The organism is Paenibacillus sp. JJ1683 (assembly GCF_053006485.1).
In genome coordinates, this window is record NZ_CM129820.1 from 4,863,357 (window position 1) to 4,878,401 (window position 15,045).

Annotated in this window: 14 protein-coding genes; 5 read left to right on the plus strand and 9 right to left on the minus strand. The window is 44.4% G+C overall.

What is annotated here, in order from left to right; genetic code table 11:
• Positions 1 to 87: 87 nt before the first annotated feature.
• The 7 genes from ACUC6J_RS21025 to ACUC6J_RS21055 all read right to left on the minus strand — a co-directional run bounded on the left by ACUC6J_RS21025 (position 88) and on the right by ACUC6J_RS21055 (position 6,057).
• Complete coding sequence (locus tag ACUC6J_RS21025; protein WP_019688638.1) at positions 88 to 414, minus strand: thioredoxin family protein; 327 nt, start codon at positions 412 to 414, stop codon at positions 88 to 90.
• A gap of 157 nt (positions 415 to 571) precedes the next feature.
• Entirely contained in the window at positions 572 to 1,483 is a 912-nt protein-coding gene (locus tag ACUC6J_RS21030) for an aldo/keto reductase (RefSeq protein ID WP_025365861.1), read from the minus strand.
• A 158-nt stretch (positions 1,484 to 1,641) separates the two neighbouring features.
• Complete coding sequence (locus tag ACUC6J_RS21035; RefSeq protein WP_447249377.1) at positions 1,642 to 2,385, minus strand: alpha/beta hydrolase; 744 nt, start codon at positions 2,383 to 2,385, stop codon at positions 1,642 to 1,644.
• A gap of 33 nt (positions 2,386 to 2,418) precedes the next feature.
• A complete protein-coding gene (locus ACUC6J_RS21040; protein WP_447249378.1) occupies positions 2,419 to 3,399 on the minus strand; it encodes a siderophore ABC transporter substrate-binding protein in 981 nt (326 codons plus the stop codon).
• A gap of 12 nt (positions 3,400 to 3,411) precedes the next feature.
• Positions 3,412 to 4,170 carry an iron ABC transporter ATP-binding protein gene (locus tag ACUC6J_RS21045; RefSeq protein ID WP_045245008.1) on the minus strand — a complete coding sequence of 253 codons (759 nt, stop codon included), beginning with the start codon at positions 4,168 to 4,170 and terminating at the stop codon, positions 3,412 to 3,414.
• On the minus strand, positions 4,164 to 5,114 hold the full coding sequence (locus ACUC6J_RS21050) for an iron chelate uptake ABC transporter family permease subunit (RefSeq protein WP_126666631.1): 951 nt from the start codon (positions 5,112 to 5,114) through the stop codon (positions 4,164 to 4,166). The genes ACUC6J_RS21045 and ACUC6J_RS21050 overlap by 7 nt, the downstream gene beginning before the upstream one ends.
• A complete protein-coding gene (locus ACUC6J_RS21055) occupies positions 5,104 to 6,057 on the minus strand; it encodes an ABC transporter permease (protein WP_447249379.1) in 954 nt (317 codons plus the stop codon). The genes ACUC6J_RS21050 and ACUC6J_RS21055 overlap by 11 nt, the downstream gene beginning before the upstream one ends.
• Positions 6,058 to 6,381: 324 nt before the next feature.
• Between ACUC6J_RS21055 and ACUC6J_RS21060 the strand changes: the two genes are divergently transcribed.
• The 4 genes from ACUC6J_RS21060 (at position 6,382) to ACUC6J_RS21075 (ending at position 11,305) form a co-directional block, all read left to right on the plus strand.
• Positions 6,382 to 7,059 (plus strand): response regulator transcription factor, encoded by a 678-nt coding sequence (locus ACUC6J_RS21060; protein WP_330721219.1) that lies wholly within the window; start codon positions 6,382 to 6,384, stop codon positions 7,057 to 7,059.
• Positions 7,060 to 7,977 (plus strand): sensor histidine kinase, encoded by a 918-nt coding sequence (locus tag ACUC6J_RS21065; RefSeq protein WP_193190201.1) that lies wholly within the window; start codon positions 7,060 to 7,062, stop codon positions 7,975 to 7,977.
• A gap of 107 nt (positions 7,978 to 8,084) precedes the next feature.
• Complete coding sequence (locus ACUC6J_RS21070) at positions 8,085 to 8,762, plus strand: ABC transporter ATP-binding protein (RefSeq protein ID WP_017425557.1); 678 nt, start codon at positions 8,085 to 8,087, stop codon at positions 8,760 to 8,762.
• Positions 8,759 to 11,305: an ABC transporter permease gene (locus tag ACUC6J_RS21075; RefSeq protein ID WP_447249380.1), complete on the plus strand. Its 2,547-nt coding sequence runs from the start codon at positions 8,759 to 8,761 to the stop codon at positions 11,303 to 11,305. Before ACUC6J_RS21070 ends, ACUC6J_RS21075 begins: the two co-directional genes overlap by 4 nt.
• Before the next feature lie 99 nt (positions 11,306 to 11,404).
• On the opposite strand, the gene ACUC6J_RS21080 is transcribed toward ACUC6J_RS21075, so the two are convergent.
• A complete protein-coding gene (locus ACUC6J_RS21080) occupies positions 11,405 to 11,944 on the minus strand; it encodes a GNAT family N-acetyltransferase (RefSeq protein ID WP_447249381.1) in 540 nt (179 codons plus the stop codon).
• A 262-nt stretch (positions 11,945 to 12,206) separates the two neighbouring features.
• Here ACUC6J_RS21080 and ACUC6J_RS21085 point away from each other — a divergent pair, with 262 nt between their 5' ends.
• Positions 12,207 to 13,181 (plus strand): ring-cleaving dioxygenase, encoded by a 975-nt coding sequence (locus tag ACUC6J_RS21085; protein ID WP_031462265.1) that lies wholly within the window; start codon positions 12,207 to 12,209, stop codon positions 13,179 to 13,181.
• A gap of 158 nt (positions 13,182 to 13,339) precedes the next feature.
• Here ACUC6J_RS21085 and ACUC6J_RS21090 read toward each other — a convergent pair whose 3' ends face one another.
• The gene (locus ACUC6J_RS21090; protein WP_447249382.1) at positions 13,340 to 15,037 is read right to left on the minus strand and encodes a M3 family oligoendopeptidase; all 1,698 of its coding nucleotides are present in this window, start codon (positions 15,035 to 15,037) and stop codon (positions 13,340 to 13,342) included.
• Positions 15,038 to 15,045 lie beyond the last annotated feature (8 nt).

Genomic DNA, 15,045 nt, shown 5'->3' on the forward strand with positions numbered 1-15,045 from the left:
AGTGGCCTTAAGGTCAGCCTTGGATATCCCTTTTGCTATTTTGCGGGCTTGGGTAGATCGTCCTGATCTATCTACCATGCGTACTGATTACTGTTTGGATTCCAGCGTAGTCAGATATTCCGAAACTTGAGCTGGCGTTTTGGCATATTTGCTGTGCAAATGAGCAATTTTCTCGCCATTACGGAACACGAGCAGGCTCGGAATGCCGCGTACTTGATTTTCTTCAGCAATCGGCTGAAACTTCTCGGCATCAAGCGCAAAGAAACGCTTATCCGCGTTCTCCTTCATAATGCCGTCCATAAATTTATCCAGCGTCTTGCAATCTGGACACCAGCTGGTATCAAATTTCACGACGGTTAGACCGTCACCGTTAATTAAATCCTGATATTGCTGCTCAGATTCGATACGTTCCATTCGTTGGTCCCTCCTAGAGTGAATTGATAATATCTTCACATTCACATATGAATGATAAATCAGGCTTATTCCTATATTGTAATGATTCTTTTATATATTGCAACTGGGATGAGTACATGTTCGAGCGTATACTTCACTTATACTATTGTGGCTCGGATCAGCGGTATTGCGCATCATAACGATTGGCTCGGCTGATATGCTGTAGCGTCTCTCGCTCGTGCTCAGTTAGCGGCGCAATGTCGGCAGCGGATATATTATGCTCCAATTGCCCCAAAGAGCTTGCACCCGGGATCACAGCCGCGACAGCCGGATGAGACAGGCTATAACGGATCGCTGTCTGCTCCATACTACGGTCCGCCCCTGCAAATGCTTTTAATTGCTTACGCACGTCCAGCAGCTCTGCTTCTTCGTAGTCTAGGTATCCCTTCGCTGCCTTTTCTTCACCCTTGTCAGCCAATACGCCGCTCGCCACGGGTCCACGTGCAATCACACTAATTCCCCGCTCCTGAAGCAAAGACAGTACTTCTTCCTCTGCACGCCGATCCAGCAAGCTATACTGATTCATAACACTAACGATATTCGAGCGTTCCACATATTCACGGATGACATGCGGGCGAATGGAAGAAATACCATAGTAGCGGATGACACCCTCCTGCTGCAGTTGCTCGAAAGCCTCAATGGTTTCATCGATCGGATCATCAATCGTCCCTCCGTGCAACTGATACAGGTCGATATAGTCCGTTCCCAGGCGGCGCAGACTTTCTTTCACGGCTGACAGGATATATTTCTTCGACGGGTCCCATCCCCAGCCCTCCTGCCCCGGTATACGCCGATTGCCGACCTTGGTCGCCAGGATGACATCCTGGCGCCGTCCACGGATGGCTGCCCCCACAATTTCTTCATTGCGTCCATGCTGGTACAAATCGGCCGTATCCAACAGATTTACGCCCCTGTCTAACGCTTCATGGATCAAGTAAACAGCTTGCTGCTCCTCCGTACCGACCGACATACATCCCAAGCCAATCTCACCTACCAGCAAATCCGAAGCTCCCAGACGGTTTTTCTTCATCGTTGTCTCCCCTCACTTCAATGACGTATAACTTTAAATTTTTAACATTTCTCTATTATACGAAAAATACATACAAAAAAAACAACCCCAAAGACATAGAGACTCCACGCTCTCCAATCCTTTGAAGTTGTTGTATGAAATTCGTATTCCCTTAGAAGCTATCCGAAAAACCATTGAATGGCCTTAGGAAACTGACGCTGAAAACAATCTACACGATGCACCGCATCTTGATCAAGCTCAAGCAGCACATCTTTTGTGTCAAGTCCCTGTGTCAGGAGCACCTCGTGTGCCTGAAGGGTCAGCGGAACCATGTCTTTTTGTACATTCGTCTTCCCTTCCCCTTCACGGGTCCCGACAGAGATATATACCCGGTGTGTCCCGGCCATTACAGTAGCAAATGATGCAGATTGCATATAATCGATCATACCAGGAAACCAATATGAGCCCGAGATCGAACCAATGCGTCCAAATATATGCGTATACTGGAAGGCCGCATACATGGAAATCAGTCCACCCAACGAAGCACCGATCAGCCCTGTATGCTCCAGCCCAGTTTGCACTGGATATTTTGCCTCAACATAGGGCATTACTTTTGTAACCACAAACGCCAGATAGGCATCTCCGCCACCGCCAAAAGCAGGTCTTCCCTCTACTAAAGCAGCTGCCTTCCAAGGCGTATAATCGTCCAGCCGATTCACGGGCTGAATGCCCACCAGTATCACACGGGGCAGCTCTCCCGTAGAAAAACCTCTTTCCAGCTCATCCAACCCGCTTAGAAATAAAGAGCTGCCATCCTGTACATACAGCACAGGATACAGCTCATTATGATTCACAGATACGGGAGGTGTATAGATGTGTAGAAGATACCCATCTAATGAAATTTCATCTACATGACCTTTCATCTTACGCAGTCCCCCATGATGTGAATGTATGCATTACAGTGCAGCATCTATTTCCTTGATCATTTCAGATACGGATTCCAGACCATTACCTGACAGGTACCAGTAGTTAGGATCAAGGTATACAATATGTCCATTTTTATATGCATTGGTTTTCTTCACCAGTTCATTCTCAATGGTTTGTTTACCTGTAACCTGTTCCTTGCCTTCCTCGATCACCACAGCCCCACGGTCAACGACAAAAATATAATCTGGATTTTTTTGCTGTACATATTCAAAAGAAACCTTTTGTCCATGCGTGGATACTTTAATGTCAGGATCTACAGGAGTTACGCCAAAAGCATCATGAATGATACCGAAGCGGGATTGTGAGCCATATGCGCTCAGGCTTCCTTCGTTCGTCAGTACGATCAAACCTTTAGCCTTGCTCGCTACCGCCTTGTCATGTACAGCCTTAATGGAGCTATCAATCGCAGCCAGTTCCTGTTTGGCAGCATCCTCTTTATCGAAGATTTGACCCAAGGTTTCAACGTTTTTCTTAAAGGAATTGATATAATCCTTGGTGTCTACAGCCATCGAAATAGTCGGTGCAATTTTGCTCAACTCTTTATATGCATCAGCTTGTCTGCCGCCGATAATGATCAGTTCAGGAGAGAGATCACTGATTTTCTCATAATCCGGCTCAAACAGCGTACCCGCACTTGCATATTTGGAATCTTTATATTTGCTCAAATACGTAGGAAGATCCTGCTGCGCTACCGCCGCAACGTCTACTCCTAGCTTATCCAACGTATCCAATGAACCAAAATCAAAAACAACAACATTTTTCGGATTGACTTTGACTTGGACTGGATTCTCATCGAGTGCGTGTTTGACCGAGACGGTTTTGGATTCCGTTGTTGCAGTCGAGGAGCCGTTCCCAGTCGCTTCTTGTGTTGCCGGAGCCGCTTTGCCACAGGCCGATACGATCAGTACCAATGCAAGCATCAGTGTTAAAAACATCAAATTTTTCTTCATTTTACATTCCCCCTAAGTGAAGTACACACAAATTTTATGATCACCGATCTGTTGAATCGGAATATCCATATCGTACAAATCTTTTAATACCTGACTATCTATCATCTCGTCAGCCGTTCCTTGCTTTAGCAATCTGCCATTCTTCATCCCGACAATATGGTCCGAATAACAGGAAGCAAAGTTAATATCGTGAAGCACCACCAGAATCGTTTTGCCCAGATCATCCACTAAATTGCGTAGCGTCTTCATAATCTGAACCGAATGCTTCATATCCAAATTGTTCAGCGGCTCATCCAGCAGGATGTATTCCGTGTCCTGTGCCAGAATCATAGCAATAAAAGCCCGCTGCCGCTGTCCTCCACTGAGCAAATCAATATGCTTGTCCTTCATATCCTCCAATCCCATGTAAGCCATAGACTGCTCCACCATTTTACGATCCTCGCTGTTCAATCTGCCCTTGGAATACGGAAAACGGCCGAAGCTGACCAGCTCCTTTACGGTTAAGCGGATGTTGACATCATTGGTCTGTTTTAAAATGGATATCTTCCGGGCTAGCTCCTCACTTTTCGTCAGGCTCACGGCCTGCCCGTCAATCAGGATTTCTCCCTCATCACTGTCAGTTAGGCGACTAATCATCGACAACAAGGTGCTTTTTCCAGCGCCATTAGGTCCAATAAAGGAGGTAATGGTGCCTTTAGGTACAGTGACGGATACCTGCTCCACCACATTTTTATTCCCGTAGCGTTTGGTTACGTTTTTGACTTCTACCATGATTTATTTTCCCGCAGCAAAAGGTACAGGAAGTACACCCCCCCGATAAAGTTAATAATGACGCTGACTGTTGTCGACAAGTCGAATACTCTCTCTGCCAGCAGCTGGCATCCTGCCAATGCGATAACACTAACAAAGATGGAGGCCGGAATTATATAACGGTGTTGATACGTCTTCATCACCTGATAAGCCACATTGGCCACAATTAATCCGAGAAATGTGATCGGTCCAACAAGTGCCGTGGATATGGAGATGAGAATCGCTACAATAATCAGCAATCTTTTGATGATATAACTGTAAGGAAGCCCTAAATTAATCGCATGCTCCCGTCCGAGCGACAGCACGTCCAGGTACTTAATAAATCTCCACGCATAAGCAAATACGAGCACGAGCACGAATACAGAAAGCCATAACAGTTCGGTGTTTACATTACTAAAGCTGGCAAAGCTCTTGTCCTGAATTTTCGCAAATTCGTTCGGATCAATCAGCACCTCCATAAAGGTAGACAGGCTGTTGAACAATGTACCAAACACCAGACCGATCAGCAGAAGTACATAAATCCCCCGTCCATCCTTGCGGAAAATTAACTTGTATAGTAAACCCGCGAACAGCACCATCATCCCCACCGACAGCAAAAAGTTTAATTCTTTGCTGGTCGAAATCAGCGGTACAGAACCAAATGCAAAAATAATCGTCGTCTGAATCAGCATGTACAGTGAATCCAGCCCGATAATACCCGGGGTCAAAATCTTGTTATTCGTGACCGTTTGGAAAATAACAGTCGCAAAAGCAATGGAGCCACCTGTCAGAATGAAGGCTGCGACCTTTTTCAATCGTCGTGGCAGCGCGTAATGCCAGGTGTGCGGAAGATCTATAAACACAAAAGCAGCAATCAACACAAGTGCGGCAGCGGCTAATATTCCGATTTTTAATTTAGGATTCATAAGCCCTTCTCCTCAGCAGCAAATACAAGAACAACGCGCTCCCGATTACACCAACCGTAAGCCCTACAGAAATCTCATATGGGTAAATGATCACCCGTCCCAAAATATCGCAAAACAGCACAAACACGGCACCCAAGATCGCTGTATGTGCTAGGCTTTTTTTCAGATTATCCCCCATGTACATACTGACCAGATTGGGTACAACCAGCCCCAAAAAGGGAATCGTCCCGACGGTTAAGATAACAACAGAGGACACCAAAGCCACGATCACCAAACCAACATTGACAGTGCGCTTGTAATGTACGCCCAAATTGGCTGCAAAATCCTCGCCCATGCCTGCAATTGTAAAACGGTTCGCATATATGTACGCCAACGCGACCAAAGGAACACTGAGATACAGCATTTCGTAGCGACCACTCATAATGAGAGAAAAATCCCCCTGCATCCACGAAGAAATGCCCTGAATCAGATTGTATTTGTAAGCAAAAAAAGTCGTCACCGAATTTAAAATGCCTCCAAACATCAAACCGACAAGCGGGATAAATACCGGGTCCTTAAAACGGATTTTATCCAGTATCTTCATGAAAATCAGGGTTCCTCCTAGAGCAAATCCAAAAGCCGTCAGCATCTTCGTCCAAAATCCCGCCGCTCCAAACACCATAATAGCCATCAGCACACCTAATCGTGCCGCATCCATCGTGCCTGCGGTGGTCGGCGAAACAAACCGATTCCGGGTAAGCTGCTGCATGATCAGCCCGCAGATACTCATACTCGCCCCTGCGATAATGATGCTGACCAAGCGTGGGAATCTGCTAATCAGGAGCACCTGCGTTTGATCGTTGGATAAGTGGAACAAATCAAGTGGAGTTACATCATGCACACCGATAAACACCGAGGCGAAGGCCAGTACGATAAAAGCCAGTATTAAATAGCGCAATTTCATTTCTAACTAAGGGAGCCTGTCCAATAACCTGTACCAAGCTTCGGCCCTGTCCTCCCCTCCAATAATGATAATCATTATCAAAACAACTAGGATAAATTATATCAGTGATATTGTATCTGTCAAATTTTTTGCAATGAATAAGCCATGTCAAAAAAGGTGTTAGCAAAACCTGAATAGTCTGAAGAGTGAATGAGCGAATAAGAGCAATATCCTGTAAAATAGGGATGGAAGATTTAGGATTACCCGTTTCTCATTTTTACTGTAAGCAATTCTTGGAATTCGAGATTCATTAACTTGATGAATTAAAAAAATAGGAGGAGAATGATGAATCACATATTAATTGTCGAGGATGATATCGCCTTGAGTAACGGTATTGTTCTTGCCCTCAAAGAACCTAACAACGTATTTGTGCAAACGTATGACATAGCTGCTGCAAAAGAGCAATTGAACGTCACTACCTTTGACCTAGTGATTCTTGATATAAACTTGCCGGATGGGAATGGACTCGATCTTTTAACCCATTTACGAAAAAAAACAATGATTCCCGTCATCGTTCTGACTGCGAATGACATGGAAACAGATATCGTCACTGGTTTTGAACTGGGGGCTGACGACTACATCACCAAGCCTTTCAGTCTGATGGTACTGAGAGCAAGGGTTGGTGTTCAGCTAAAGAAATCCAGATACTCGCTTGCGGACTCCATTCAGCTAGACAATTTTTCTTTTTCATTCGAGAGAATGGAATTTATTAAGAATGGTACACCTATTGAACTAAGTAAAACGGAGCAAAAATTGTTGCGCATCCTAATCAACAATCGAGGAAATACCGTTTCGCGTGATCATTTGGTAGACAGCATCTGGACAGATGGCGCTGAGTATGTGGGCGAAAATGCGTTGTCAGTCACCATAAAAAGGCTACGTGACAAGCTGGAGGACCATCCTTCCTCTCCTCTGTACATTAAGACTGTGTACGGTATCGGCTACACTTGGGCGGTGAAATGAATGACGATCCTGAATTATGCGTGTTTTGGAATTGCTATTACTGCTCTTTTCATAGCCGGGGTTACCATTCTTCTCTATCGTAAGAACGTACATAAAACAATGAAAACTATGGATCATATGATTGAAGCTGCAATTAGTGGAGAGTTTTCAGAGCATGTTTTTGACGAATCCGTCTTATCAGCAGTAGAGGCCAAGCTTGCGCAATTTCTTTCTATTTGCTCCGTTTCCTCGAAAAATTTGTTGGCAGAAAAAAATAAAATAAACGAGCTTATTTCTGATATCTCGCATCAAACGAAAACACCTATTGCTAACATCCTCCTCTACTCACAACTGCTTAGTGAATATGATTTGCCACCGGAAGGTTCCACTTGTGTAAAAGCTTTATCCACACAAGCCGAAAAGCTTCATTTCCTGATCCATTCCTTATTAAAAACATCACGGCTTGAAACAGGGATTATCAAATTGTCGTCAAGGCAGGAGTCAGTTCAAAGGCTACTAACTACTGCACTGGAGCAAATTATGCCGAAGGCAAACGCTAAAGGGATTTCGATTACTATGGAGAGTAAAGAAATTCAGGCTTCTTTTGATTTAAAATGGACGGTTGAGGCAATCTATAATATTTTGGATAACGCCGTCAAATATACAGAAATGAGCGGGAATATATTTATTAGAGTGAGTGCTTATGATTTATTCTGCCGGATTGATATTACTGATAATGGCATTGGGATTGCAGAAGAAGAACACAGCAAGATTTTCAAGCGTTTCTATCGGTCACAAACTGTAATCTCGCAAGAAGGTGTCGGGATTGGACTATTTTTAGCAAGAGAAATTGTTTCAGCTGGGGGCGGATACATCAAACTATGGTCACGCCGCGGCAGTGGTTCCACCTTCTCGATTTTTCTCCCCATAGACAAGTAATTCTTACAACACTGTTAGATTTCAGAAAGATTGTAGAAAGATTCATATGGTAAAGTCTGTATTGCGAAGTATGGTGATACAGACTATTTTTCATGGAGGAGAAATGAATGACTCTGTTAAAAACTCAGGAGTTGAAGAAGTATTATGGTAACGGGGATACTGCTGTTCATGCCCTAGATGGGGTGAACCTGGAGGTGGAAAGCGGAGAATTTGTGGCCATTGTCGGTACGTCCGGGAGCGGCAAATCTACCCTTCTCCATATGCTGGGTGGACTCGATCGTCCGACAAGTGGAAACGTTACGATTGACGGTAAAGATATTTTCACATTGAAAGATGAAGAATTGACTATATTTCGCAGACGGAAAATTGGCTTCGTATTTCAAAATTACAACCTAGTGCCTGTTTTAAATGTCTACGAAAATATTGTGCTTCCTATTGAACTGGATGGTAAAGAACCGGACAAAACCCACATAGATAAAATTGTACATACCTTGGGCCTTGACCATAAGCTGAATAATCTGCCCAACCATCTTTCAGGAGGCCAGCAGCAGCGTGTAGCCATTGCCAGAGCACTGGCAGCCAAACCCGCCATTGTCCTGGCAGATGAACCCACTGGAAACCTGGATAGTAAAACCAGTCTGGATGTGATGGGGCTCATCAAAGTATCCAGTCAACAGTTCCAACAAACGATGGTGATGATTACGCACAACGAGGAAATTGCGCAAATGGCAGACCGGATTATACGGATTGAGGACGGTAAAATGGTCGGTGGTGAAGGCAAATGATTCAGGTTAGAAATAAAAAAACGATTCGTAATCTGGCAGATAAGAGCTTCAAAGTAAACAAAGCCCGTAACCTCTTTGCCATTGTTGCCATAGCGCTCACTTCATTGTTATTTACAACGTTGTACACCTTGGGGCTTGGTGCTATGGAAAACTTACAGCGGGCAACTATGCGACAGTCCGGTGGAGATGGACATGCCGTACTCAAATATATAACGGATGATGAATTTAATCATGTCAAGGATCATCCATTGATCAAGGAAATAGCTTATAACCGTATATTAAGCGACAGAGTTATAAACGACAAATTCCTAAAACGCCATACGGAATTCTGGTATTACGATGATGTAGGGTTGAAGCTTGGTTTAATTGAACTTAATGCGGGGCACAAGCCTGTGGCGAAAAACGAAGTAATTGCAGACTCCAAGACGTTGCAGCTATTGGGGGTTCCACTGGAGGTTGGAGCACCTTTGAGGCTAAAGCTTGACTTACGAGGTAAAAAAGTACAGCGTGATTTTATCCTCTCCGGCTGGTGGAAAAGTGACCCTGTGGTTAACGTAGGGCAAATATTTGCTTCTAAAGCCTATATCGATGCTCATGCCAAGGAATTACAAAGCAACTATAAAAAGGATCACTTCCATACAGGAACCATTAGTGCGTATATGATGTTCGATAATAGTTTTGATTTGCGAGGAAAGCTCAATAAAGTGATTACCGAAAGCGGTTATTCACTTGACGAAGATGCACCGAACTATATCGCGAATAATGTAAATTGGGCATACATCTCGACTAATTTTAGTTTAGATACAGAGACCATCATAGCGTTAACTTCTGCCCTGTTACTGATCATGTTTACTGGTTATTTGATTATATATAATATTTTCCAAATATCAGTGATGCGAGATATCCGTTTTTACGGTCTCTTAAAGACGATCGGTACAAGCCGCAAGCAAATACGCCGGATTATTCGTAGACAAGCACTGATTCTATCAGCGCTAGGAATCCCGATCGGATTGATAGCAGGTTTTTTTATTGGTAAATCACTCGTGCCTTTTATCATAAATATGAGTGTATATAACGGTACCGAGGTATCGGTATCCCCCAACCCATGGATTTTTATAGGATCGGCTTTGTTCGCCCTCATTACCGTAATGATCAGCACTTTCAAGCCAGGCAGAGTTGCCTCGTCCGTATCGCCGGTAGAAGCAGTCAGATACACAGGTGGAGTAAACAAGAGCAATGGTAAGCTGAAAAAATCAACCGGAGGTGCAAAAATACACCTCATGGCTCGTTCCAATTTGGGGCGTAATAAAAAACGCACTGTTTTAGTGGTTATAAGTCTTTCTTTAAGCTTGGTCCTTCTGAACACTGCCTTCACACTATCCCAGAGCTTTGATATGGATAAATTTTTAGCCAAATTTAATGATACCGATTTTCTCATTGCCCATGCTGAATATTTCCAGGTTCCCACCAGTTTTAGTGGGCAAGAAAATGGGACCACCGAAAGCTTTATTAAGGCTGTACAGGCACAACCAGGCTTCGAAGAAGGCGGTCGATTGTACGGTGACCCAACAGCTTTCACGGCCGAGAATACAAAGGGAATCACGGATGATACCCAGAACACTGACGCTCGCGGCAACTTCCTTGTAGACGTGTATGGGCTCGAAGATTTACCCTTGCATCGGCTGCAATTGATTGATGGCGAGCTTGACTTTAAGAAACTAGCTTCCGGTAAGTATATCCTGGAGGGAGTCGAACTGAACGACAACGACAAACCTTACATGGAAAGCATTCATCATAAAGTGGGCGAGAACGTTATTTTGCATAGTTATGTGAGAACAGTAGATGATGCTCCATTGGGTAGAGAGTATATTACACAAAAGTTTACAGTGCTTGGTCATGTGGGTATCAAATCCACCAATTCGAATCGCCTTTCGAGCTATAATAGCTTTTACCTCCCGGCGGAAATATACAAATCACTTGTAAAAGAGCCTGCTGTGATGAGCTACGCCTTTAATGTATCCTCAAATCAGGAAGCGTCAATGCAGAGCTTTTTGAAGCGCTATACTGAAACAATCGAACCGATGATGAACTACGAATCCAAAATTACGTCAAAGGACGCTTTATCAGGTATGCAAACCACTGTTGAGTTGATCGGTGGCACGCTTAGCTTGATTATTAGCCTGATAGGTATCCTGAACTTTGTAAATGCGATTTTAACCAGCATACTGACCCGGCGCAATGAATTTGCTATGTTGCAGAGCATAGGCATGACTAAACGGCAATTGCGGGGAATGCTGATTTATGAAGGACTGTATTATGTTTTCGCCACTAGCCTGACCTCTATTCTATTGGCAATCTTATTTTCTCTTTTGATTGTAAAACCGTTTTGCAGCTTGCTATGGCTTTTAAGCTATCACTTTATACTTTGGCCACTTCTGGTCTTGTTGCCTTTACTGTTCTTGCTTGGGATACTGATACCAGTAGCAGTCTATTCTATGAATAACAAACAAAGTATTGTGGAGCGACTTCGAGAATCAGAGTAGTTGCACCTAAAAATAAGCAAGCAAAATACCCATCAGCGTCAAAAAGATGACTCCTGATCACATTCAGAGGTCATCTTTTTATGCCTAGAAAGGTCTTTTTCACAGAACATGACGACTCCACTCTTCCCGTAAAAGCCCCATTCGGATCGAATCATAATACTTTCCATTATAATATCTGCATTTGCGTAGTCTGGCTTCCAGGGTCATGCCCAGCTTCTCTCCAACCTTCATCATCCGCTGGTTTCCTGACCAGGTTGTAAAACCTACTCTTACTAAAGGCAATGTATTAAACAAATGCGTGATCCACAATCGAAGTGCTCTCGTACCATAGCCACCGCTCCAATACCCCGAATCATAGATAGCTATTCCCATTTCAAGCCATTGCGAAGGCTTATGCTCCCAATAGTAGCTCACAGATCCAATGACCTTGCTTTCCACTTCAATGAGCCAAAAGTCATCTTGCCCGATTCGCTTTTCCTTCTCTTTTAAATAATCATCAAAAGAAAGCGTCTTATGGTCATAATAAGGTGCATCCCATTGCTTCCATTCTGGTGCTTCTTCCTTGTAAGTTAATGTCCAAAGCGCATATAAATCTTCTTCCGTAACAGGTCTAATCGTTAAATCCTTATCCGTATACATCGCGTACACCCCTTTAAATCATAAAATGTCCATTTCTATGTCGGGTTATATGATCCTTTATTGTATCTGCTTTTGCATTATTTCGAATTCAATTTTTGTCCATCAAGAAACTGTATTGTAGCAAGATCGCAATTCATGTTGACAAACAATCAAAAATAATATATCTTAATATCAAGATAATAAATATAAAGAAAAATTTACGACGACGGTTTATTTTGCTTTGAAAAACCTAATCATATAAAAACCAAGGAGGGCAAATAATATGAAACTGTTAGGATTGCATCACGTTTCAGCGATTACAGCGGCAGCGGCTAAAAATGTTGATTTTTATACTCAGGTATTGGGACTTCGGTTGATCAAGAAAACGGTGAACCAGGACGATGTTAGTGTGTATCACCTCTTTTATGGAGATGAGCGTGGAACCGCGGGTACGGAAGTCACTTTCTTTGAAATTCCACATGCGGGACAAACGCGTACAGGGAATAACAGTATTTCAGCGCTCTCTCTGCGTGTACCGAACGACAAGGCGTTGAATTATTGGAAAAACCGCTTCGAGCAGCTGGATGTGAAGCATGGCGAAATTATAGATCAAGCAGGACGCTTGGCGCTTTCGTTCGAGGATTTTGAAGGACAACGCTTCTTCCTCGTTTCAGATGAGCATGACAACGGAGTGCGCGGCGGTACGCCTTGGGAGAAAAGCCCTGTTCCTGCGGAATACGGCATCGTTGGACTTGGTCCGGTTCATCTGACCATTCCCAAAGCGGAAAATACCATTCTTATTCTTGAACAAGTGATGGGCTTCCGTAAAAAAGGCTCCTACCCTTCCCCTGTTGCCGGACAACCGGATGTGGTTATCTACGAAACAGGTGAAGGCGGTACAGGAACTGAAGTTCATCTGGAAGAGCGCAACGATTTGCCACAAGAGCGACCAGGACGCGGCAGTGTGCATCACGTCGCTTTCCGTGTTGAAACCGAGGAAGAGCTCAAACAGTGGGTAGACCGTATTGGGCAACTGCAAATTTCCAACTCTGGTTTTGTAGATCGCTTTTATTTCCGTTCCTTGTACTTCCGTGAGCCGAATGGCATTCTGTTTGAATTGGCTACCGATGGACCCGGCTTTGACACCGACGAGGAATTAGAGTTTCTGGGTGAATCGCTGGCATTGCCTCCATTCTTGGAGCCGCGCCGCGCATCGATTGAAGCCAATCTCAAGCCGCTCAACACCAAACATGAATAAAGTTATATTGGCTCTAAAATGACACAAAGCCGGGACTTCTACATCATGTAGAGGTTCCCGGCTTTTTTCGTGTAATTGCTCTGTTTTCATTTAAAAAGCATCTCATCTACAAGCTTTCCAGCTTTGAGAGGCAAGCGAAATGCCCTTTTTGGCTGTACTTACAGCTTCTTATCATCCACACTGTTCAGCCATGCTTCAATTTCTCCGATCACAGAGGCGATGCAGCCATCTTGGAACGGCGAGATCAGTCCAGCCAGCTCAACCAATCCGGTAAAGGATCGGCTTCCTCCGGCACGACACAGCTTCAAATAATCTTCCCACGTTGCCGCTCGGTCTTCACCCATACGCTTCCAGAACTGGAATGCACATAATTGTGCCAGCGTATAGTCAATATAATAGAACGGAGATTGAAAAATATGTCCCTGCTTGTGCCAGAATCCGCCCTTTTCGAGGTACTCGTTGCCTTCATAATCCAGATGCGGTTTATACTTGCGTTCAATGGAACGCCATGCATTTTTACGTTCGGCCGGGGTCCAATCCGGGTGTTCATATACGGCATGCTGGAATTCGTCTACGGCTACACCGTAAGGCACGAACAGCAGCGCTGAAGATAGGTGTTCAAAGTGATATTTGTCCGTGTCTTCCTCAAAGAACAGCTTCATCCAAGGCCATGCGAAAAACTCCATACTCATCGAATGGATTTCAGCCGCCTCCATGGTTGGCCAGTGGTACTCGGGAATTTCAAAATGTCGGCTTTCATAGACCTGGAAGGCATGACCTGCTTCATGCGTCAATACGTCGATATCACCGGATGTCCCATTGAAATTGGAGAAAATAAATGGCGTGCCGTATTCGCTCAAAAATGTACAGTAGCCTCCGCTTTGCTTACCCTTTTTGCTGATTAAATCCATCAGTCCACGCTCAACCATAAAACTGAAAAATTCATGTGTTTCCGGTGAAAGCTCCTCATACATACGTGCTCCATTACGAAGAATCCAGTCCGGATCGCCTTTGGGCGTAGGATTGCCTGACAAGAAGTTGAAGCCCTCGTCGTAATAGCGAAGCTGATCTACTCCGATCCGCTCGCGTTGGCGCTCTTTCAGCTTGGTCGCCAGAGGAACGATGTGCTTCAGTACCTGCTCGCGGAAATTGGCTACCATCTCTGCATTGTAATCTGTACGTCCCAAGCGGGCATAACCCAATTCTACGAAATTGTCATAGCCCAACTTGTGTGCCATGCGTGTACGAACCTTCACCAATTCATCATAAATCCGGTCCAACTCATCCTCATGCTCACTCATAAATTGATATTTGGCCTCGGAGGCCTGTTTGCGGGTCTCGCGATTGGTTGCCATTTCAAAAGGCAGGAGCTGAGACAATGTGCGTTCTTCCCCCTCGAACGGGATCTTCGCTGAGGCAATCAATTGAGCATATTCCGAGGTCAGCTTATTTTCCTGCTGCAAATCCTCAATGATATCCGGGTGGAACGACTTGAGCGCTACCTCGGCAATACTGAAAAGCTGGCTGCCCCATTGGCTCTCCAACTCAGCTCTAAATGGAGAATCCACCAATGCTCGGTAGTAATCGGTTACATACTCCTGAATAACCGGCATGAAATCATCAGCGTACTCTTGCTCCGCTTTGTAAAAGGCATCCTCCGTATCAATGGAGTGCCGAACTTCCACCAATTGCAATTGCGTTTCCACATTACTGCGCAGCTTGTTAATCGCATGAATAACTTCATTTTGACGTTCTACACTGTCCGCTTCACGAAACTGCTGCAACAGCGTTTTAAACCGCTGTTCAATTTCAGGTTGCTCTGGCCGACTGTAAGCCATTTCGCTGAATAATGTCATTGCTTCAT

What these genes read in the sequence shown, in the direction of transcription:
- ACUC6J_RS21080 (WP_447249381.1), bottom strand. Translation starts at nt 11,944, where the DNA reads ATGTATACGGATAAGGATTTAACGATTAGACCTGTTACGGAAGAAGAT.
- ACUC6J_RS21060 (WP_330721219.1), top strand. Translation starts at nt 6,382, where the DNA reads ATGAATCACATATTAATTGTCGAGGATGATATCGCCTTGAGTAACGGT.
- ACUC6J_RS21055 (WP_447249379.1), bottom strand. Translation starts at nt 6,057, where the DNA reads ATGAAATTGCGCTATTTAATACTGGCTTTTATCGTACTGGCCTTCGCC.
- ACUC6J_RS21030 (WP_025365861.1), bottom strand. Translation starts at nt 1,483, where the DNA reads ATGAAGAAAAACCGTCTGGGAGCTTCGGATTTGCTGGTAGGTGAGATT.
- ACUC6J_RS21090 (WP_447249382.1), bottom strand. Translation starts at nt 15,037, where the DNA reads ATGACATTATTCAGCGAAATGGCTTACAGTCGGCCAGAGCAACCTGAA.
- ACUC6J_RS21065 (WP_193190201.1), top strand. Translation starts at nt 7,060, where the DNA reads ATGACGATCCTGAATTATGCGTGTTTTGGAATTGCTATTACTGCTCTT.
- ACUC6J_RS21040 (WP_447249378.1), bottom strand. Translation starts at nt 3,399, where the DNA reads ATGAAGAAAAATTTGATGTTTTTAACACTGATGCTTGCATTGGTACTG.
- ACUC6J_RS21035 (WP_447249377.1), bottom strand. Translation starts at nt 2,385, where the DNA reads ATGAAAGGTCATGTAGATGAAATTTCATTAGATGGGTATCTTCTACAC.
- ACUC6J_RS21075 (WP_447249380.1), top strand. Translation starts at nt 8,759, where the DNA reads ATGATTCAGGTTAGAAATAAAAAAACGATTCGTAATCTGGCAGATAAG.
- ACUC6J_RS21070 (WP_017425557.1), top strand. Translation starts at nt 8,085, where the DNA reads ATGACTCTGTTAAAAACTCAGGAGTTGAAGAAGTATTATGGTAACGGG.
- ACUC6J_RS21045 (WP_045245008.1), bottom strand. Translation starts at nt 4,170, where the DNA reads ATGGTAGAAGTCAAAAACGTAACCAAACGCTACGGGAATAAAAATGTG.
- ACUC6J_RS21050 (WP_126666631.1), bottom strand. Translation starts at nt 5,114, where the DNA reads ATGAATCCTAAATTAAAAATCGGAATATTAGCCGCTGCCGCACTTGTG.
- ACUC6J_RS21025 (WP_019688638.1), bottom strand. Translation starts at nt 414, where the DNA reads ATGGAACGTATCGAATCTGAGCAGCAATATCAGGATTTAATTAACGGT.
- ACUC6J_RS21085 (WP_031462265.1), top strand. Translation starts at nt 12,207, where the DNA reads ATGAAACTGTTAGGATTGCATCACGTTTCAGCGATTACAGCGGCAGCG.